General features: G+C 64.1%; 17 protein-coding genes. 14 read left to right on the top strand and 3 right to left on the bottom strand.

Annotation, left to right across the window (positions count from 1 at the left end; all coding sequences use genetic code 11):
- Positions 1–104: 104 nt before the first annotated feature.
- Positions 105–3416, top strand: a complete 3312-nt coding sequence (locus CENDO_RS08645; protein WP_136141670.1) for an AAA family ATPase — start codon at positions 105–107, stop codon at positions 3414–3416.
- A gap of 24 nt (positions 3417–3440) precedes the next feature.
- Here CENDO_RS08645 and CENDO_RS08640 read toward each other — a convergent pair whose 3' ends face one another.
- The 3 genes from CENDO_RS08640 to CENDO_RS08630 are packed head-to-tail and all read right to left on the bottom strand — an operon-like array spanning position 3441 to position 5502.
- The gene (locus CENDO_RS08640; protein WP_136141669.1) at positions 3441–4592 is read right to left on the bottom strand and encodes a hypothetical protein; all 1152 of its coding nucleotides are present in this window, start codon (positions 4590–4592) and stop codon (positions 3441–3443) included.
- On the bottom strand, positions 4589–5071 hold the full coding sequence (locus tag CENDO_RS08635; RefSeq protein WP_246014250.1) for an RNA polymerase sigma factor: 483 nt from the start codon (positions 5069–5071) through the stop codon (positions 4589–4591). The genes CENDO_RS08640 and CENDO_RS08635 overlap by 4 nt, the downstream gene beginning before the upstream one ends.
- A 5-nt stretch (positions 5072–5076) precedes the next feature.
- Positions 5077–5502 (bottom strand): hypothetical protein, encoded by a 426-nt coding sequence (locus CENDO_RS08630; RefSeq protein WP_136141667.1) that lies wholly within the window; start codon positions 5500–5502, stop codon positions 5077–5079.
- A gap of 137 nt (positions 5503–5639) precedes the next feature.
- On the opposite strand from CENDO_RS08630, the gene obgE reads away from it, so the two are divergent.
- From obgE to CENDO_RS08565, 13 genes are all read left to right on the top strand, one after another.
- Complete coding sequence (gene obgE, locus CENDO_RS08625; protein ID WP_136141666.1) at positions 5640–7172, top strand: GTPase ObgE; 1533 nt, start codon at positions 5640–5642, stop codon at positions 7170–7172.
- Between the two features lie 268 nt (positions 7173–7440).
- The gene (gene proB / locus CENDO_RS08620) at positions 7441–8637 is read left to right on the top strand and encodes a glutamate 5-kinase (RefSeq protein WP_136142231.1); all 1197 of its coding nucleotides are present in this window, start codon (positions 7441–7443) and stop codon (positions 8635–8637) included.
- Positions 8638–8663: 26 nt separating this feature from the next.
- Positions 8664–9602, top strand: coding sequence for a D-isomer specific 2-hydroxyacid dehydrogenase family protein (locus CENDO_RS08615; RefSeq protein ID WP_136141665.1), 939 nt, complete (start codon positions 8664–8666; stop codon positions 9600–9602).
- Positions 9603–10514, top strand: coding sequence for a D-isomer specific 2-hydroxyacid dehydrogenase family protein (locus CENDO_RS08610; RefSeq protein ID WP_136141664.1), 912 nt, complete (start codon positions 9603–9605; stop codon positions 10512–10514). It begins immediately after the preceding gene.
- 137 nt (positions 10515–10651) lie between these two features.
- Positions 10652–11959, top strand: a complete 1308-nt coding sequence (locus tag CENDO_RS08605) for a glutamate-5-semialdehyde dehydrogenase (protein WP_136141663.1) — start codon at positions 10652–10654, stop codon at positions 11957–11959.
- Between the two features lie 21 nt (positions 11960–11980).
- The gene (locus CENDO_RS08600) at positions 11981–12877 is read left to right on the top strand and encodes an alpha/beta hydrolase (protein ID WP_136141662.1); all 897 of its coding nucleotides are present in this window, start codon (positions 11981–11983) and stop codon (positions 12875–12877) included.
- 91 nt (positions 12878–12968) lie between these two features.
- On the top strand, positions 12969–13919 hold the full coding sequence (locus CENDO_RS08595) for a hypothetical protein (RefSeq protein ID WP_136141661.1): 951 nt from the start codon (positions 12969–12971) through the stop codon (positions 13917–13919).
- A 72-nt stretch (positions 13920–13991) separates the two neighbouring features.
- Positions 13992–14621, top strand: a complete 630-nt coding sequence (nadD, locus tag CENDO_RS08590) for a nicotinate-nucleotide adenylyltransferase (protein ID WP_136141660.1) — start codon at positions 13992–13994, stop codon at positions 14619–14621.
- Between the two features lie 108 nt (positions 14622–14729).
- Positions 14730–15200 carry a ribosome silencing factor gene (gene rsfS, locus CENDO_RS08585; RefSeq protein ID WP_136141659.1) on the top strand — a complete coding sequence of 157 codons (471 nt, stop codon included), beginning with the start codon at positions 14730–14732 and terminating at the stop codon, positions 15198–15200.
- A 6-nt stretch (positions 15201–15206) separates the two neighbouring features.
- Positions 15207–15908: a histidine phosphatase family protein gene (locus tag CENDO_RS08580; protein WP_136141658.1), complete on the top strand. Its 702-nt coding sequence runs from the start codon at positions 15207–15209 to the stop codon at positions 15906–15908.
- Positions 15905–16753: a DegV family protein gene (locus CENDO_RS08575; RefSeq protein ID WP_136141657.1), complete on the top strand. Its 849-nt coding sequence runs from the start codon at positions 15905–15907 to the stop codon at positions 16751–16753. Before CENDO_RS08580 ends, CENDO_RS08575 begins: the two co-directional genes overlap by 4 nt.
- A gap of 159 nt (positions 16754–16912) precedes the next feature.
- Positions 16913–17617 (top strand): ComEA family DNA-binding protein, encoded by a 705-nt coding sequence (locus CENDO_RS08570; protein WP_136141656.1) that lies wholly within the window; start codon positions 16913–16915, stop codon positions 17615–17617.
- Positions 17614–19320, top strand: a complete 1707-nt coding sequence (locus CENDO_RS08565; RefSeq protein WP_342773404.1) for a ComEC/Rec2 family competence protein — start codon at positions 17614–17616, stop codon at positions 19318–19320. Before CENDO_RS08570 ends, CENDO_RS08565 begins: the two co-directional genes overlap by 4 nt.
- Positions 19321–19325: the final 5 nt, after the last annotated feature.

Below are 19325 nucleotides of genomic sequence, written 5' to 3'. Positions count from 1 at the left end.
GGCTGGACCTTTTCGCATTTGAATATTCCCCAATTATTATTAGCTGGCGTGCTCATATAACTCGAGCCCCTATTTGCTTCCCTATCGATGAAAACGCGCAGGATATGACGGTTCATACTATTGACAACCCCTCTGGCACCACGACCCTAGAGGCAATTGTTAACCGGGCTGACGCCAAGGCAGGTGACACGCTGCGCCTGGGCCCGGGCGTCTACGAATGCAACGATATCGCCGTCAGGGACGTCACGATAGAGGGGATTGGGGATGCGTCCGGCATCATTTTACGGGGAGCGCTGTGGATTGAGGGCACCGTCACCATACGCAACCTAACCATCCAGAAGTCGGGAGCTTTAAATGGCGTGAGCGTGGTTGGGGGCGGCAGTCTCGATGTGGAGTCAGTCCTGGGCGTTTCCAGTGATGACACGCCGGGGTCTTTGGTGAAGGCGATCGACGGCCAGGTAACCATTCGTGACTCGAATCTTCTCACGGCTGCTACCTGCCGCGAGATTGAGGCTGGTCAGAAGGGCACGCTGCGTATTAGCAACTCGCAGGTGGGTGAAGTAAGCCTGCACGGTGCTTCGGCCGAGGTGGAAAATTCGGCACTGGGTGCGGTGGGTGCGTATAACGGTGCGTCTTTTGAAGCGCAGGGCTTTTTGATGCTGGCTCCGTCACTTGGCCGCCTGGCTCTTTGTGCCAAAGATGGTTCATCTATTCACATCGAACGGCTCAATAACCTGACTGAAAATGCAACGATCAAGAGTGTTAATTCCCGGATTCATATCGATTCGGTTATGGATCCGGACGGCCGTGCGGCTCGGATGTGGGGATTGGTTGAGCGCAGCGGCATTATTTATTGCTCGTCACCGCAGTTTGAGTTCGTCGAAAAGGACCACAGAGCACGCCCAATGGAATGGTTGCCAGGCGATGCGCACAACTTCAACGAGGTTGTATTGCCCCGGTTGCGTCCGGGGATGACCGTACAGATGGGGCCGGGAATCTACTACTTGCCGCCCCTAGCGTTGCAACGGAATCTCACGCTGGTGGGTGCAGGTGTCGATGAGACCCTCCTTGTTGTCGAGGAAACCTTGTCAGTGATAAACGGCGCGCAGGTGGCGCTGCAGAATATGAGCGTTCGGGCGGCCAAGTCCATGTGTACAGCGTTCGTGTGCCAAGAGTCTAACCTATACCTTACTGACGTCTCTATGCTCATGGATGAGACCCTTGAACAGATTTCGGTCATCGTAGAAGGAGTGCTGCTGGCCGCGCGATTCTCTATTGACAACGCGGGCACCGCCGCTGATTCCTGCGCGGACGTCTTCAACGCGGAACTCGTCTCGATTGCGGTGCGTAATGAGGGCCAGGCTCGTTTTCACAAAAGTGATGTGGGATGGCTGGAAGTCAACCACTTTGGTTTCGTTAAATTGCGAGATTCTCTCGCGTACAGGTTAACGGCTTCGGGCGGCTCCGGGGTCGAGGGGTCAGTCATTTTCCGAGACAACAATTACAATAAACGATGCCTCATCGTGGACGACCTTAGCTCCGTCACATTGAATTCAGCGACCTTTGAACCCGGCGACCATGAGGGCTACGTTACGGGCACGGCAACGATCGGCTCTACTCATATTGAAGAGGGGGGAAGTTTCCACATCGTTGCTACCGAGGGCGCTACCGTCCAGGTCCCGCCCCAGGTCACCGTGGCGCCGGACGACCAGACGGAACCCCAACAACCGGATCCCGGCGTGTGGGTAGAACCGGAGGTGGAGCCAAGGCCCGTAGACCCCATGGCCGAGCTGGATAAACTTATAGGCCTGTCGAAGGTCAAACAACAGATTCGCAGCTTTATCAATCAGGTGCGCTACAACGAAGCGCGCAGGAGGGCGGGCCAGGAAACGAGTCACTTCTCGCTGCACAGCATGTTCCTGGGCAATCCGGGCACCGGTAAGACCACCGTCGCGCGCCTGCTGGGCACGGCGCTGTACCAGGCGGGGGCCATCCGTAACAACACGTTTGTAGAGGTCTCTCGCGAAGATCTTGTGGCCGATAGGTTGGGCGGCACGGCTAAAAAGACCAAGGAAATTTTGGAATCCGCGCTCGGCGGCATCCTCTTCATCGATGAGGCGTACACGCTCTACCAGGAATCCAATAATGGCTTCGGGCAGGAGGCGGTGGATACCATCTTGGCGTTTATGGAGAATAACCGCGACGATTTGATGGTGATCTTCGCTGGCTACGCGGACCGCATGCAGGACCTTCTATCCATGAACCCGGGACTGGCATCACGCATTAGCACCCGTTTTGATTTTGAGGATTACTCGGTAGAAGAAATCACAACGATGGGCCTGAAAGGCCTTGAATCAAGTGACTACGTAGTCGATGAGGAAAAATACCGCGCGGCGGTGTCACAGAAATACCTGCGCAGTTCAGATAAATCTAACGGCCGCTGGATCCGTAACTTCAACGAGGACCTTATTCGCAAGCAGATTGACCGCCTCACCACGGAGACCGCCGGTAACCTGTCCTCGCTTAACGCCGAGCAGCTCAAGGTAATCGCGGATGAGGACGTGGACGCCTTGATTGGCGGCGATGAGGAACAAAAGCAGAAAAACATCGAGGAAAAACTCGCTGAGCTCAACGCCATGGCCGGCCTGGACAACGTCAAGGCGTGGGTTAATGAGATGGTAAGTACCGCACGCGCGAACAAGCGGTTGGCGGATGTGGGCATCGTAGTTGAACAACCTAGTTATCACGCCGTCTTTACCGGCAATCCCGGCACGGGTAAAACCACCATTGCACGCATTATCGCGGCGATTTTCTACAACCTCGGCATCCTCGATACCACCACCGTCAAGGAAGTGGGACGCGCGGACCTCGTTGGTTCGGTCATTGGTGAGACGGAGAAAAAGACCAGCCGGGTTCTCGATGAGGCCATGGGAGGAGTCCTTTTCGTCGATGAAGCCTATACACTGGCGGGCCAGAGCGATAATGATTTTGGAAGAATAGCCATCGACACGATGCTCACTCGCCTAGAAAATGACCGCGACAAATTCGTGGCCATCTTCGCCGGCTACACCGCTGATATGCAGAGGTTCCTGGATACCAATGAGGGGCTGCGCTCCCGCATCCCGCGGATTATTGAGTTCCCGGATTACACCCCTGAGGAAATAGCGGGAATCGTTGCGGCGATCTTGGCCAAGACGTGGCAGTTCAATGAGCCGCTGGTGCGCGAGGTCGCGGCCCTAGTCTACGGCCGAATCCCGGACAACCAGCGGGCCAACGCCCGTTGGGCCCGTAACTTTGCCAAATCCATCGAGACCCGGCACATGGTCTGGATCGGCCAAAATAACCCGCCCCAGGAGGAGATGTTGACCATCGCCGATGTCACGGTTGTGGACGTGGCCCAGTCCTTCCTGGGCTAGCGCGGCGGGCTATAGTGCCGTGCCCTACCCGCGCGCGCAGCCGATGTTGAACGTTGCCGGTTCGCGTGCGGGGTCCTGCGGAAACGCGAGCTCAAGCTTGGAGTACACGCGGGTGTTGTAGCCGCAGGACGTGGGTTCACTGACGGTGACGGTTGCCGGGGTCGTGCGGAAGGTGCCCTCGGCGCAGAATGGATCGCAGTCATTGAGCCATTCGATGCCCGTAGCCACCGCGGTATCCGCGCCCCAATTCTCCCACTGCAGCTCGGTAACCAGCTGATTCCCGTCGCCGCAGGCTAAGGAGATGGATTCCGGCCCGTTAAGGCCCACCACGGACACACAATCAAGCACGGCCATGGAACCCACGGTGGTGGTCACGCCGTCTCCCACGAGGCCCGTGACGGACACCAACTGGCCGGTGGCGGGGAGCACGGAGAAGCTCAAGCGGTCAGCGTCGCGGATGACGGTGACCAGTTCGTCCTCGCCGCCCGTGGGGGACGGCTTGACGGTGCCCACCTCGTTGCCGTCCAGGGATGCCAAAATGTCATACAGCGCCGCTTGCTGCGGGGAAGAAATACCCGGGGTGAGCAGGAGTTCCAGGGCGCCGCGGGCGGTGGATGGAAACCGCGCGTCGATGTAGGTGCGCAGCTGTTCGGGTTCCACGGCCTTGAGCGCGGCCACGTCCACGGCCGGATCCGGGGACCATGCGGCCAACGCGCCGGCCGGGGCGCCCTGGGTGTGGCTATCGATGGTGATATCGCCAGCGTTATCCACCTGGTAGGTGGTGGTGATGGTTGCGCCGTCCAGGCTGTCGCTGCGTTGTAGGAAATCGCGGGAGGTCACCCCCACGTCCGCGGCCTTGTCCTGGGCAAGGGACGCGTCCGCCGACCGGGACAGGACCTCTTCCGCCGTAGCCACCGCCGGTTGGCCGCCCACGAAGATTACGCCGGCGGCGCCCACGGCCACCACGCCTGCCACCGCGGCGGCGGCCAGCCACGGCTGATGACGCCGGCGGGCGCGGCGCGCGGAAAGCTCATCGTGGGGTTTGGCCGGTGTGGATGCGGGCGTGGTGGCCAAAATAGATTGCAAGGTGGCGTCTGCGCGGGCCTTTTCCTCAGGTGTCAAGGGCGCGGTGGGGTGTGGATTAGCCGCGCGCAGCTGGTCTAATGGGTTCTTCATTGGGGGACTCCTTCGAGGGCCTGGGCCAGGCGGGTACGTGCGCGGTGGATGCGCACGCGGGCGGTGTTGGGCGAGATGTTGAACACTTCGGCGATGTCTTTGGGTGTGAGGTCCTCCCAGGCGGAAAGCATGAGAATCTCCTGGTCATCGGCGGACAGGCTGCGTAGCGCGCGGGTGACGTCTATGGAGGCATCCACAGCGTCCGTGCGCGCGGCAACGGCCCGCTCACCCATGTCCTCAGCCGGCTGCTCCGGATGCCGCGCGGCGGAGCGGTAGTATTCGCCCACTACATTGCGGGCTATACCGTATAGCCAGGGCAGGGGGCGGGTTGGGTCCCGCACGTTCGACAGGTTGCGCCAGGCGCGAGCGAAGACCTCCGCGGTGAGATCCTCGGCGGCGTCAAGCGGCGCCCTGCGCCGGCAAAAGGCCAGGACGCCCGGGTAACAGTCCCGGTAATAGCGGGTAAAACGGTCACGCACGGGGCTTATTGTGCCTTATTAAGGGGCTTTGGTTCCATTGCTGAATCATTGCCGCCGGACGGGATGCGCACCGTCGCGGAGGTGGAATCCTGGCAGGTCACGGTCGCGGTGTGATAGCCCTCATCAGGGCCCGGTTCAATGCTAGTTGGGGCGGTGACAAAGCCCACCAAGGCGCCGCTGTCAGCGGCGGGAGACATGATAGCGTGTGCCCCAAAAGACGTGGTCAGATCCGCGCGCTCGCCGGCCTGGCAGTCCGCGTAGATTGCGAGTTCCTGGAGCGGTTTGAAGGTGCCGTCAATGGTGATGAGCGGCTGCGGGGCGGAGTGATTCGCCGTGTCCGGAATGGTAGCGGTGGCAGCCCCGATGCCAGCCGCGCCAAGCAGCAGGGCGCCGGCGGCGGTGATTATTGTGCGGTTACGGTTCCAAGCCATGATGGTTCTCCTTGCGATGCGGCCCGGCGGTTAAAGGCCCGGGCGGAATAACAGGTTCAACCTGTTTGTTGCCGGAGGCGGGTGCTCCATTACACTGGCAGGAAGAATTTTTAATTGATGTGGAGGTTTGGCCCCCGATGGCTCGATTTATTGACCGCGTAACGCTGCATTTGCAGGCAGGCGATGGCGGCCACGGCTGCTCTTCCGTGCACCGTGAGAAGTTTAAGCCGCTGGGCGGTCCGGACGGCGGCAATGGCGGCCACGGCGGTGACATCATCTTGGAGGTTTCGCCGCAGATTCACACGCTGATGGACTTCCACTACCGCCCGCACCTTAAGGCCGGTCGTGGCGCTAACGGGGCCGGTGACTGGCGCAATGGCGCCCGCGGCGAGGACCTCATCCTTGAGGTGCCCGCAGGTACCGTGGTCCACGACGCGGACGGCAATATGCTGGCGGACCTCGTGGTCCCGGGCACTCGCTTCATCGCGGCCGAGGGCGGCTTCGGCGGCCTGGGCAACGCCGCCTTGGCGTCCGCGCAGCGCAAGGCCCCAGGTTTTGCCCTGCAGGGTGAGCCAGGTCAGGCCCATGACCTGGTGCTGGAGCTCAAATCCATGGCGGACGTGGGCCTAGTGGGCTTCCCATCGGCCGGCAAGTCCTCCCTGATTTCCGTGCTGTCCGCCGCCAAGCCAAAGATTGGCGATTACCCGTTTACTACCCTGCAGCCAAACCTAGGCGTGGTGGATATGGGCAACGAGTCCTTCACCATTGCTGACGTGCCGGGCCTGATTCCGGGCGCGGCCGAGGGCAAGGGCCTGGGCCTGGACTTCTTGCGCCACATCGAGCGCACCGCGGTGCTGGCGCACGTGGTGGATACGGCCTCCATCGAGCCGGGCCGTGACCCCGAATCTGACATCGACGCGCTGGAAAAAGAGCTGGCCAGCTACCAGTCCGAACTGGACGCGGACACCGGCCTGGGTGATCTGCGGGACCGCCCACGCATCATCATCCTGAACAAGGCGGATGTGCCCGAGGCGCAGGAGCTAGCGGAGTTCGTGAAGGCAGATCTCGAGGAAAAGTACGGCTGGCCGGTCTTTATCATCTCCGCCGTGGCGCGCAAGGGCCTGGAACCGCTGAAATACAAGCTGCTCGAGATGGTCACCAAGCACCGCAAGTCCCAACCCAAGGCCAAGGTGGATGAGCGGCACACGGTCATCCGCCCGCAGGGCGTGGGTAAGAAGCGCTCTGGCGGATCCTTCGCCGATTTCGTGGTGCGTGAGGATCCGCAGGTTGAGGGCGGCTTCATCGTGGAGGGCGAGAAGATCGAGCGCTGGATCATCCAGACTGACTTCGAAAACGACGAGGCCATTGGCTACCTCGCCGATCGCCTGGCCAAGGCCGGCGTGGAAGAGGAGCTGCGCAAGATGGGCGCCGTGGAGGGCTGCCCGGTTACCATCGGCGAGATTACCTTCGAGTGGGAACCGATGACCGGCGGCGATCCAACGCTGGCCGGCCGCGGTCAGGACGCCCGCCTGCTGGGCACAAACCGCGCGTCCGCCGCCGAGCGCAAGCGCGCGTCCCAGGCCCGCCGCGGACTCATCGACGAGTTCGATTACGGCCAGGACGAGGTGGTCACCCGCGAGTCCGCGAACCGGGACCGCTGGCAGGGCTAGCGCGCGCAGGCTTCCGCGGCTCGGGGCATGCCCCTTTGCCGCGGAAGCGCAGGGGCGCGGTACCCCACCCCAAGGGCGGCGCGGCGGCTAACCCCACAAAGTCGTAGGGCAAGGAGTTTCCTTATCCCCGCTTATAGGGGATTGGCCCTATAAAGCTTGTATTATTGCCGCCATGACCACCGAAAAAGATGATCAGATCGCGCAGAATCCGAACCACCACCTGACTGAGACCCTAGACGGCCAGGTAATCCCTGCCAGGCCGCTGCCCATGCAGCCGTATTCTGATCACGCGCCGGACGTTGAGTTCCCAGCGCCGGCCCCCAACGCGGGCGAATCCATGGCCATGGGCCACGATTCCCCTCTGCGTGAGACCATCCGCGATGCCAAGCGCATCGTAGTCAAGATTGGTTCCTCCTCCCTGACCGGGGACGATTTTTCGGTGGATCCGCGCAAGATCGACCACATTGTGGATGCGATCCAGGCGAGGATGGAACGCTCGGACGTGATCATCGTGTCTTCGGGCGCGGTGGCGGCCGGGATGAAGCCGCTGGGGCTGACCTCACGCCCGCAGGACCTGGCCACCAAGCAGGCCGCGGCGTCCGTGGGCCAGGTGCACCTGGCGTACGAGTGGTCCCGTTCCTTCGCCCGTTACGGGCGCACCGTGGGCCAGGTTTTGCTCACCGCGTCCGACGCCGGCGCCCGCGACCGAGCACGCAACGCCCAGCGCACCATCGAGCGCCTGCGCCACATGCGCGCGGTGCCCATCGTCAATGAGAATGACACGGTGGCCACCTCCGAGATGCATTTCGGCGACAATGACCGCCTCTCCGCGCTGGTGGCGCACCTTACCGGCGCCGACGCATTGTTCTTGCTCTCCGATGTCGACGGCCTCTACGACAAGAACCCCGCCGAGCCCGACGCGAGCTTCGTCTCCGAGGTCCGCACCGGCAAGGACTTGAAGGAGGTTGCCGCGGGCGACGGCGGCAAGGTCGGCACCGGCGGCATGGCATCGAAGGTCTCCGCCGCCCGCCTGGCCGCGCGTGGTGGGGTGCCGGTGCTGCTGACTTCCGCCGATAACATTGGCCCCGCTCTCGAGGACTCCCGCGTGGGTACCGTCTTCCACACGCGTGAGGAACGCCGCCTGTCCGCCTGGAAGTTCTGGGCGCTCTACACCGCCGATGCGGGCGGCGCCCTGCGCATCGACGAGGGCGCCATGAAGGCCGTGACCCGCGGCGGCAATTCCCTGCTGGCCGTTGGCATCACGGAGGTAGTGGGCGAATTCCGCGCCGGGGAGATCCTGGACATTGTGGGCCCGGAGTCCACCATCATTGGCCGCGGCGAGGTCAACTTTGACTCCACCACGTTGCGTTCGATCATCGGCAAGCACACCGATGAGCTCCCGTCCGAGCTCCAGCGCGCCGTGGTCCACGCGGATTACCTGTCTAACTACGCTTCCCGCGTCTAGCGCCCGATTCGCGTATCTTGGGGCGCATGAAATACGTCATGCACCCCCATCATTGGGAGATTACCGCCCGCGACTTGGACGCCGCGGGCCATGAGCGCGTCACCTCTTTGGATGAGGCGGACGTGCTCATTTTTACCTCCGGCAACCCGCGTGATTTCCCGGAACGCCTACCCGCAAACATCGGGTGGGTTCAGTACGGCTTTACCGGAGTAAATCACCTGATTAAACGCGGGCTGATTAAGGGCGGCGGCGTTAGGTGGTGCAATACCGCCGGCGCCTTCGCCATGCCGGTGGCCGAGTCCGCGCTGGCGCTCCTGCTGGCGCAGGCCCACCAGCACAAGGCGGCGGGCATGCAGCGGGATTGGTCCAAAAATGAGCAGTTGGATGCGGCCCAGGCGTGGCTGTATTCCGCCAAGGGCCAAGACGCCAAGGAGGTTGCTGTGGTCGGCGCGGGTGGAATAGGCAAAGCTCTAATTGCGATGCTCAAGCCGTTTGGGGTGCGCATCGTGGCGGTCAACCGCTCGGGGCGCGAGGTGCCCGGCGCCGACAGGACCGTGCCGGCCTCCGAGGTTTCCAGCGTGTGGCCCACCGCCGATTTCGTGGTCCTGACCATGCCGCACACCCCAGAGACGGACAAGCTGATTGGCCGCGAGGCGCTTAAGGCCATGAAGGACAGCGCTATCCTCGTGAATGTGGGACGGGGTAAGACCGTGGATACGGACGCGCTGGTGTGGGCGCTGGAGTCCGGCGAGATTGCCGGCGCCGGGCTGGAGGTGGTGGACCCCGAGCCGCTGCCGAGCGACCATGCGCTGTGGGGCCTGCCGAATTGCACCATCACCCCGCACATCGCCGCGAATAGCTCCGTGGCGATGTGGCACTTGGGGGAGATTGTCAACGCTAACGGCGCCGCGTTCGCGGCGGGGGAGACCATGCCTACCGAAGTAGACCCGGAGAGGGGTTATTAGATGAAATTCCATATGTTCCCCAACCCGTGGGAAGAGACCATCACCGAGCTGACCGAGGCCGGACACCAGGAGGTGGCGCGCGATGACGCCGAGTTCTGGGTCTTTAACGGCGGCCCCGAGGACTTCCCCGAATCCGTGCCGAAGGGGTTGGGCTTCGTCCAAGCCCCGTTTGCCGGGGTGGAGCACGTGATGGACGTTATCCGCTCTTCCGGGGTGCGCTGGGCCAACGGCGCCGGCCTGTATGACAACACCGTGGCGGAATCCACCCTGGCCCTGCTGCTCGCGCAGCTGCACGCCCACAAGTACGTGGCGCAGTCCGGGAGCTGGTCCAATCACCAGGAGGTTGAGGATCACACCTCTTTCCTGTTCGAGGATAAGACCGTGGCCATCGTGGGGGCAGGGGGGATTGCTGTGCGGCTCATCGAGCTGCTCAAACCCTTTGGCGTGGAGATTATTGCCGTTAACCGCTCCGGGCGCGAGGTGCCGGGCGCGGACGAGGTGCTGACGTTTAAGGATATAAACGCCGTGTGGCCGAGGGCCGATTACTTCGTCATCCTGGCGCCCCTGACGGATGAGACCTACCGGATGGTCAACGCGGACGCCCTGCGCGCCATGCCGCCCCACGCCGTACTGGTCAACGTTGCCCGCGGCGGCCTGGTGGACACGGACGCCCTGGTCCAAGCCCTGGCGGACGGCGAGATTGCCGGCGCGGCGCTGGACGTGACGGATCCCGAACCCCTGCCGGACGGTCACCCGCTGTGGGAGGATCCCCGCGTGGTCATCACCCCGCACAAGGCCAACCCGCCGTATTCGGTGCGCAAGCGCGTGGCGTCCCGCGCGATTGAGTCCGCCGCCTCCTTCGCAAAGGACGGCACCCTTGACTACGAGGTAGACGCGGAGGCCGGTTACTAAACCCCAGGGGCCAAGGCGCCATGGCGAGTAACGCAGAAGCGGCCTAGCCCCGCGGCGGGGTAGGCGCGGCCGCGCCCTAGCTCCAGAACGCCCCAAGCTGGCGATTTGCGGGATGGGCGATATGTACAATGGTGTATATGTCTGACATTAAAGCTGATTCTGCCCAACTTTCCCCAGAGCGCGCCGCAGAGCGCGAGGAGGTGTTGACCAAGGCGCGGGCCGCGAAGGGCGTCGCGCCCGTCTTTGCGCAGCTGACCACCCCGCGCAAAAATGAGATCCTGCGTGCCGCCGCGGATGATTTGGTGGCGGCGACGGAGGACATTCTCGCCGCTAATTTGAAGGACATCGAGGCGGGCCGCGCGGCCGGGATGTCTGACTCCCTGGTGGACCGCCTAGCCCTTGACGCGGACCGCGTGGCGGGCATCGCTAACGGCCTGCGCCTAGTCGCCGGCCTGGAGGATCCGGTGGGGGAAATCCTGCGCGGGCGCACCATGGATAACGGCATCCAGATGAAGCAGGTTCGCGTGCCGCTGGGGGTTATGGGCATGGTCTACGAGGCCCGCCCCAACGTCACGGTTGACGCCTTCGGCCTGGCGCTCAAGTCCGGCAACGTGCCGCTGCTGCGCGGCTCCAAGTCCGCGCGCAATTCCAACGCCAAGCTGGTGGACATCCTGCAGACTACCCTCGAGCGGTTTGACCTGCCGCGTGAGGGCGTGCAGCTTCTGCCGTGCGAGACGCGCGATTCCGTCCAGGATCTCATCACCGCCCGCGGCCTGGTCGATCTGGTTATTCCTCGCGGTGGCGCGGGGCTCATCAACGCGGTGGTCACGGGCGCTACCGTGCCTACCATTGAGACCGGAACCGGAAACTGCCACTTCTACGTGGACGCCTCGGCGGATGTGGACAAGGCCATCGCCATGGTGGTCAACGGCAAGACCCGCCGCACCTCTGTATGCAATTCGACCGAGGCGGTCCTTTTGGACGCCGCTTTGTCCGACGCCACCAAGCTCCGCATTATCGAGGCCCTGCAAGATGCCGGCGTCACCATCCACGGCGTGGTCTCCGAGCTCGAGGCGTTTGGCGTTAAAGGCGCCGTGGAGGCTACGGATCAGGAGTGGGAGGAGGAGTTCTTGTCCCATGACATCTGTGCCAAGGTAGTCGATGGGGTAGACGGTGCCATCAAGCACATCGCCCGCTACACCACCGGCCATACCGAGGCCATTGCCGCCCAGGACGCCGACGTGCTGCTTAAGTTCGCCAACGAGGTAGATGCCGCGGCCGTCATGCTCAACGCCTCCACGGCCTTTACCGATGGCGAGGTCTACGGCATGGGCGCCGAAATCGGCATCTCCACCCAGAAGCTCCATGCCCGCGGTCCCATGGCCCTGCCGGAACTTACCTCCACCAAGTGGATTTTGCAGGGAAATGGCCAGTGCCGCCCATAAAAGGTTAGCTATACTATTGCCATGAAGCTTCCTACCTCCTTGCCCCTAGCCCTCGCGACCATCGCGGCATCGCTCGTAGTTGGTGGGGCGGTGGCGCCGGCGGCGGCGTCGTCGGAAGAAACGTGCCCCGCGGTAGTAGTGCTGGCCGCGCGCGGCTCCGACCAGAACGAAAAAGAGGGGCAGTACTTTGGCCCGCAGCGCTACTCGCCTGGCTCGATGCCCTCCAATGGCTGGGAGGGGCCTAACTGGAGCGCCTTTTTCCACTACGTTGAAAAGGCGCACCCGGGCGTGATGGATGACGTGCACGTCCTGGGCCTCGATGACCAGGCCTATCCCGCGGTTATGCAACTGCCGCCGCTGGCGGAGGAGGGCGAGCAACTGACCTCCTCGCAGACCTCTTCGCGCCTGTGGGGCGTGCTCACGACCCATGACATCCCCGCGCTCGTGCGCGGTGTGACCGTGGGCGCGCTCGATTCCATGCGCGCCGGGATGGACAACGCGCCGGCCTTCGTGGACGCCTGGGAGGCCCGCACGGGCTGCGCCCCACACTACGTGGTGGCCGGGTATTCCCAGGGCGCGATCGTGGGCACCAGCGTGGAGCGCCACCTAGCCGCCAAGGGGCGCCTGCTCGGGGCGATTTACCTGGGCAACCCGTTGAACCGCCCGCGCGGGCTCGCGGCCGCGGTCCCCGCCCACCTGCTGCCGCAGCCCGCCGCGCTGCCCGCCGGCCGCCGCATTAACTACTGCCTCGACGGGGATTTTGCCTGCGACTTGACCGTGGAATCCGCCATGGATGCGCTTTCCACCAAGGCCGAAAAGCACGCCTCCTACTTCCTCGACGCCGCGGCGGGCAACCCCACCTCCCAGGACGTTTTGGTGGCGGAGACCTTCGTCAGCTGGGTCAGCCGGGAGAATTAATCACCCGGGTGTAATTAAAGATGCAATCACCCGTGGATCTGTCTATGCTGTCTACGTCTTAGAAAAATCGCATATATGGAAGGTAGTCCCCATGGGCGGATTTACTCGCGCCGGCCGCACGCTGCGGACCAGGCTGGCCGTCATCGCAACCTCCTTCGCAGCGGCGGTGGGAATCGTTGCCGTACCCCAGGCCCTTAACCCGGCGGAAGCCGACGCGCAGACCCGCTGCCCGGCGGTGGTGGTGCTCGCCGCCCGCGGCTCCGGGCAAAACACTCAGGTATACCCAACCTGGTACTCCAACCAGGCCGCATGGGCCTCCAACGGTTGGGAGGGGGAGACCATCCGCGCCTTCCTGCGCACGGCCGAGTCCCGCTACGCCGCCACCCATAACGGCGCCTCCCTGATGAAGGACGTTCATGTCCTGGGGCTGTCCCCTAACTATTACCCGGCGATCTTCCCGGAGTATGAGGTCCCGAACATTGCCCAGCCCAACACCCTGGGCGCGGTGCTGTCCATCGCCGCAACCTACGGCGCGCCGGTGATTAACACCGCTATCTCCGCCGCCACCCAATTCGTCTACTCCGTCAACGCCGGCCGCGGCGGGGTTATGGACGCGGTCAACGACTATGAGCGCGCCTCCGGCTGCCACCCAAGCTATATCCCCGTGGGCTTTTCCCAGGGGGCCATGATCCTTGCCGAACACGAGCGCGAACTTGCCCGCCGCGGCCAGCTGGCCGGCGTTATCTACATGGGCAACCCCATGACCGCCCCACGCGACCGGCACACCGTGGGAGTACCCGGCGGGGGCGCCGGTGGCATTCTCGGCCTGTTCCCGAACAACACCCGCGACGGGGCGGCAACCGGCAACCGCGTGAACTACTGCCTGCCGCTGGACGGCGTGTGCGATTTGTCCGTCGCCACCCTTGAGGGCTCCCGCGCCAGCGGTGGCAACCATGGCCGTTATTTCCTGCGGCACTCCCGGTGGGACAACCAGGTCGCGGACTCCTTCGGCCGGTTTGTGGACCAGGTCCGCTACCGCTAAGCTAACCCGCTCGTCTGCCGGTGGCGCCGTAGGGGCGCGGCCCGGCGGGCGTTCGGGTTATACTTTTCTGCCATGACAGTTAACCAGCCCGCACGCCGCAGAATTGGCATCATGGGCGGAACCTTCGATCCCATCCACAACGGCCACCTCGTGGCGGCGAGCGAAGTGGCTCATCTATTCAGCCTCGATGAGGTGGTCTTTGTCCCCACAGGCCAGCCGTGGCAGAAGGCCGACCGTGAGGTAAGCGCGGCGGAGCATCGCTACCTGATGACCATGGTGGCCACGGCCTCCAACCCGCGTTTTACAGTATCGCGAGTGGACATCGACCGCGGCGGGGCCACGTACACCATCGATACCCTGCGGGATCTGCGCGAAATCTTTCCCGACGATGAACTTTTCTTCATTACCGGCGCCGACGCCATGAGTTCCATCATGTCCTGGCGCGACTGGGATGACATGCTGGAAATGGCCCGCTTCGTGGGCGTGACCCGCCCCGGATACGAGCTGACCAAGGACATGCTGCCGGAAGAGTACCGGGACAACGTGGACCTCGTGGACATTCCCGCCATGGCGATTTCCTCCACCGCCTGCCGCGAGCGCGCATCCCAAGGTGAGCCGGTGTGGTACCTGGTGCCGGACGGCGTGGTGCAGTACATCGCCAAGAACCGGTTGTATACCCCGCATCCCGTCCGTCCGCTGTAGCCGTGCGGCGTGGATGCGGTTGTGGAAACTATGTATTAGTCGCGTCAACGTGCAAGAATAGGGTAGTTTAACCCTGATTATTGTAGAGAGTTTGAAAAGGAACACTCATTGTCTATTACTGACGTTGCTCAGCGCATGGCCACCATCGCGGCGCACGCTGCCCAGGAAAAGCTGGGTTCTAACATCGCCGCCATTGACGTTTCTAACGTGCTGGCTATCACTGAGGTCTTTGTCATCGCTTCCGCCGACAATGAGCGCCAGGTGCGCTCCATCGTTGAAGAGGTTGAAGATGAGCTGACCAAGGAAGGCTTCGAGCCGAAACGCCGGGAGGGCCATCGTGAAAACCGCTGGGTGCTGCTGGATTACGGCAACATCGTGGTGCACGTTCAGCGCGAAGGGGAGCGCGACTATTACGGCCTCGACCGCCTGTACCATGATTGCCCGCTGGTGGAGATTGAGGGCATAGAGCCCCCTTCCCGCCCGGGCGAGTGGGCGCAGGAAGTCAATACTCGTGACGTTGAGTCAATCGACGAGATTCCTCTGGCAGAAACCATGCCTGAAGAGGATGAGGAGTTCTAATACCCCATGAGCCGCCGCCTGATTCTGATCCGCCACGGTCAGACTACGTATAACGCCACCGGACGTATGCAGGGTCACCTGGATACGGAGCTTTCCGATGAGGGCTACACCCAGGCGTCGGCGGCGGCACGCCTGCTGGCTGGCCAGGGCGTTTCCCGGATTATCGCCTCGGACCTGGTGCGCGCTAAAGAAACGGCGCGCGTGGTAGCCGAGGAGCTGGGCGTGGAGTTTACGGTGGATGAGCGCCTGCGCGAGACGCACCTGGGGCGGTGGCAGGGCATGGCCTCCTCCGAGGTCGATCTCGAGTTTCCCGGCGCCCGCGCCATTTGGCGCCACGATCCAACCTGGGCTCCGCCCGAGGGGGAATCCCGCGTCCAGGTCGCTGAGCGCGCCCGCCCGGTTATCGATGAGCTCATGCGTGATTACGCGGAGTGGAATGACGGGACCGTCCTGGTGGTGGCCCACGGTGGCACCATCGCGGCGCTGACCTGCCACCTGCTGGGCTTGGAGGTATCCCAGTACGGCATTTTGTCCGGCCTGAAGAACACGCACTGGGCGCAGCTCACGGCCCGCCCGGCGTTCAACCCGGAAAAGGCCGAGTCCTCCGTGGACTTTAACGCCGGCAATGTGGAGGGCGCTACCTGGTACTTTGACGGCTGGAACATGGGTGCCAAGGTCCCCGGCGGGGCTGGGGCTGATAACCAGTGACGGTTCAAGTAGTAACGGACGCGTCCGCGAGCTTGCCGCAGGACGTTGTCGATGAGCTGGGGATAGACGTCATCGACCTGCACGTGATGGCGGGGCAGGGCAAGGACGGCACGGAGCGGTCCACCTCCGGCCTTTCGGCGTTGGAGCTGGCGGCGGCGTACGGCCGCGCCATGGAGCGTTCCCGCCGCGATGGCCAGGACGATGGAGTGGTGGCCATCCACTTATCGAAGGTCTTGTCTTCGACGTATTCCCAGGCGGTCAACGCCTCGGGCGTGTTCGATGAGGACAAGATCCGGGTCATAGATTCCGAATCCGCGGGCATGGTCATGGGTGCCGCGGCAATGGCGGCGGCCCGGCTGGCGCTTGACGGCGCCGACGTGCAGGAATGCTTCGAGGCCGCGCAGGATACGCTCAGGCGGGCAAAGACCTGGGCGTACATCCAGTCCATCGATGCGCTGCGAAAATCCGGCCGTATGTCCGCGACCACCGCGATGCTGTCCACTGCGTTGCTGGCCACCAAGCCGATTATGTCGATTACGGACGGCAAGCTGGAGCTGGTGGGCAAGACCCGCACGCAGACCAAGGCGTTTTCCAAGCTGGTGGAGCTGGTCGCGGAGCGCGCGGATGGCGAGCCGGCGTTTGTAGCCATCCAGCATTGCAACGCCCCCGAGCCCGCGGAGCTGCTTCGCGAACTCCTTGAGCAGGCCCTGCCCGAGGGCACCTCCTTTATCACCTGCCCCTTAAACGAGGTGATCGCCGTGCACGCCGGCCCGGGCGCCATTGCCGTGTCCGTGGTCTTTAGTTCCGAGGCGCCTGAGCCCACTCCCGCCAATCAAAGGCGTTGACCTGCCTCTAATAGGCCGTTGCAGGAATGTCCAGGGGAGGGGCGCTGCGGCTGAAAATCTGTGGATAATCGTGCGCGAACGGGGGTGCGCGGTTTGGTTATCCACAGGCGCGCCCGCCGGGCTGGTAAGTCATCCGCGCGGGCTGGTTCAGTGGCGTGTATGGGTCAGCCAGATATTTCGAATCGGTTGCGCGAACTGACCAGGCCGACGGGCGAAGAGGACCTGTTAGACATTCAGTATCCGCGGCCGCGCTTGCGCGTGCCCATGTGGCAGGCGGTGGCCGCGGCGTGCGTGGTGGTGGTCATCCTCGTGGCGTGGGTCGGGGTGAGCAGCCGCGGCCAGCAGGAGACGGTGATTACCTCCGCCCCGGGGGAATTTCCCACGCAGCCCGCGGCCAGCCAGACCGCGGTGCCTGAGCCCGAGCGCCTAGTGGTCTCCGTCGTGGGTGAGGTGGAAGCGCCGGGGCTCTACACCCTGGAGGCTGGCGCGCGCGTGGCAGACGCCCTGGCCCAGGCGAAGCCTTCGCCGCACGCCGATACGCTCTCGCTCAACCAGGCCCAGCGCCTCGAGGACGGCCAGCAGCTGGTCGTCAACCCCCAGGGCCGGGGCCCTAGTACCATCCAGGGCCCCGGCGCTGCCCCTGCGTCCGACGCCGCCCCCACCGGCCAGCCCGGCACAGTCAACATCAACACCGCCACGGCCGCGGAACTGGAGGGCCTCAATGGCGTAGGCCAGGTCACGGCCGCGGCGATAGTCGCGCATCGCGAATCCATTGGCCAGTTTTCCGCGATCGAGCAGCTGCTTGACGTAAACGGCATCGGCCCCGCGAAGTTTGCGCAATTGGAAGACCAGGTGACGCTGTGACGGCGGTGCGCGCCGGCTCCGGGCAGGTAGAGAAGGGCTCCAAGGTTGCCCTGCGGGAGCTTCGCCTGGTCCCCGCGGCGTTGGTGATGTGGGCGGTGAGCCTGGCGGTAATCCTCGACGCCGGCTGGTTGGCCATCGCGGCCATATCGGCGGCGATTGTGGCCGGGTGGGTTACCCGGCAGCGCGGCCAGGGCGTGCTCTCGGCGGCCGTGGGGTTGGCAGGGCTGGTGCTCACCGCCACGCGCAAGGACCGCGCGGAGGACTTTGATTACCCCATGCAGCTGGGCGGCACGCTTGCCTCCGCACCCCGCGAGGTGACGGGCGGCGGCATCATCCTCGAGCTCAACGTGGCCGGGCTGCCCGAGCCCATCACGGTCTTCCTCGACCCGTCCGCGCACACCGCCCTGGACCTCGCCCCCGGCGCCTGGGTAAACGTCAAGGCCTTTTATTCCTCGGCCACCCAGCCGGGGCTTATCCCGGTCACGGCCAGCGGCACGCTGGAGTCCTCCGCGCCGCCGGAGGGCTTTGCCGCGTGGACGGAGCACGTCGCGCGCTCGCTCAGCACACAGGTGGCCTCCACGGTGGGGGAGGCCAGCCAGGGGCTCATCCCGGGGATGGTGCTGGGGGATACGTCCCTGCAGAGCGAGGCGGAGCAGCAGCTCTACATCGAGACGGGCCTATCCCACCTCTCCGCGGTCTCCGGCGCCAATGTCACCCTGGTGTGCGCCGCGGCGGTGCTCGTGTGCCGGATGCTCAGCCTGGGCCCGCGCGTTCAAACCGCGGCGGCGGCCGCGGCGTTGGCCGTGTTCGTTGGGCTGGTGGGAACGGAGCCCTCCGTGCTGCGCGCGGCGGTGACGGGAATCGTGGGGCTTATCGCCGTGGTGGGCAGCCGCAAGATGGAGCCGGTTCACGCGCTCGCCATCGCCATCATTGTGTGCCTGGCCATCAGCAGCGGTCTGGCCGCCAACTTTGGGTTTGCGCTCTCTTGCGCCGCCACCGCCGGAATCGTGGCGCTGAGCCCGCTGCTCTACAAGCTTTTTGCGCCGCTGGGCCTGCCGGATATCGTGGGCAGGGGGCTGGCGGTCGCGGTAGCCGCGGACGCAGTGACCATGCCTATTATCGCGCTCATGGCCGGGGAGGTCTCCATTGTCTCCGTGCTGGCCAACGTCTTGGTCACCCCGGCCACCGCTCCGGTGACCATCTTAGGGCTTGCCGCCGCGGGGTTGGCGCTGTTGCCGTGGGACGTGCCCGCCCAGGTAGTCCTCTGCCTCATCGAGCCCTTCACCTGGTGGATTAACACCGTTGCCTTGGGCACACGCGCGGCCCCCATCGCGACGGTGCCCGCCCAACCCTTGGCCGTCATCGTCGCGTACGGCTGGATCCTCGTGGGGCTGGTCTACGCGCGCCCCAGGCTCACCGTCGCCGTGACCATTCTTGCGCTCACCCTGGCCGCGCTGGGCGGGCAGGAGCGTGCGGGCGGGGAGGTTGACGTCGGGCGGCTGACGCAACACGTGGTCAACCTGGAAGAAGACATTGAACCCATACCGGCTGGGACGCAGGTCATCATCGTGCTCGAACGCGGCCCCGAGCGGGACCGGCCCACCCGCACCGCGGGCGGCATCCCCGTGCTATACCCCAACCGTGACGGCCCCGTTCGCCTCTATTCGGATGGCAGTCAGCGCGCGGCGGACGGAAGGTTCTAAGATGG

Source organism: Corynebacterium endometrii (assembly GCF_004795735.1).
GTDB lineage: Bacteria > Actinomycetota > Actinomycetes > Mycobacteriales > Mycobacteriaceae > Corynebacterium > Corynebacterium endometrii.
This window is presented reverse-complemented; position numbering and strand designations above follow the sequence as displayed.

What these genes read in the sequence shown, in the direction of transcription:
- CENDO_RS08645 (WP_136141670.1), top strand. Translation starts at nt 105, where the DNA reads ATGACGGTTCATACTATTGACAACCCCTCTGGCACCACGACCCTAGAG.
- CENDO_RS08640 (WP_136141669.1), bottom strand. Translation starts at nt 4,592, where the DNA reads ATGAAGAACCCATTAGACCAGCTGCGCGCGGCTAATCCACACCCCACC.
- CENDO_RS08630 (WP_136141667.1), bottom strand. Translation starts at nt 5,502, where the DNA reads ATGGCTTGGAACCGTAACCGCACAATAATCACCGCCGCCGGCGCCCTG.
- obgE (WP_136141666.1), top strand. Translation starts at nt 5,640, where the DNA reads ATGGCTCGATTTATTGACCGCGTAACGCTGCATTTGCAGGCAGGCGAT.
- proB (WP_136142231.1), top strand. Translation starts at nt 7,441, where the DNA reads ATGCAGCCGTATTCTGATCACGCGCCGGACGTTGAGTTCCCAGCGCCG.
- CENDO_RS08615 (WP_136141665.1), top strand. Translation starts at nt 8,664, where the DNA reads ATGAAATACGTCATGCACCCCCATCATTGGGAGATTACCGCCCGCGAC.
- CENDO_RS08610 (WP_136141664.1), top strand. Translation starts at nt 9,603, where the DNA reads ATGAAATTCCATATGTTCCCCAACCCGTGGGAAGAGACCATCACCGAG.
- CENDO_RS08605 (WP_136141663.1), top strand. Translation starts at nt 10,652, where the DNA reads ATGTCTGACATTAAAGCTGATTCTGCCCAACTTTCCCCAGAGCGCGCC.
- CENDO_RS08600 (WP_136141662.1), top strand. Translation starts at nt 11,981, where the DNA reads ATGAAGCTTCCTACCTCCTTGCCCCTAGCCCTCGCGACCATCGCGGCA.
- CENDO_RS08595 (WP_136141661.1), top strand. Translation starts at nt 12,969, where the DNA reads ATGGGCGGATTTACTCGCGCCGGCCGCACGCTGCGGACCAGGCTGGCC.
- nadD (WP_136141660.1), top strand. Translation starts at nt 13,992, where the DNA reads ATGACAGTTAACCAGCCCGCACGCCGCAGAATTGGCATCATGGGCGGA.
- CENDO_RS08580 (WP_136141658.1), top strand. Translation starts at nt 15,207, where the DNA reads ATGAGCCGCCGCCTGATTCTGATCCGCCACGGTCAGACTACGTATAAC.
- CENDO_RS08570 (WP_136141656.1), top strand. Translation starts at nt 16,913, where the DNA reads ATGGGTCAGCCAGATATTTCGAATCGGTTGCGCGAACTGACCAGGCCG.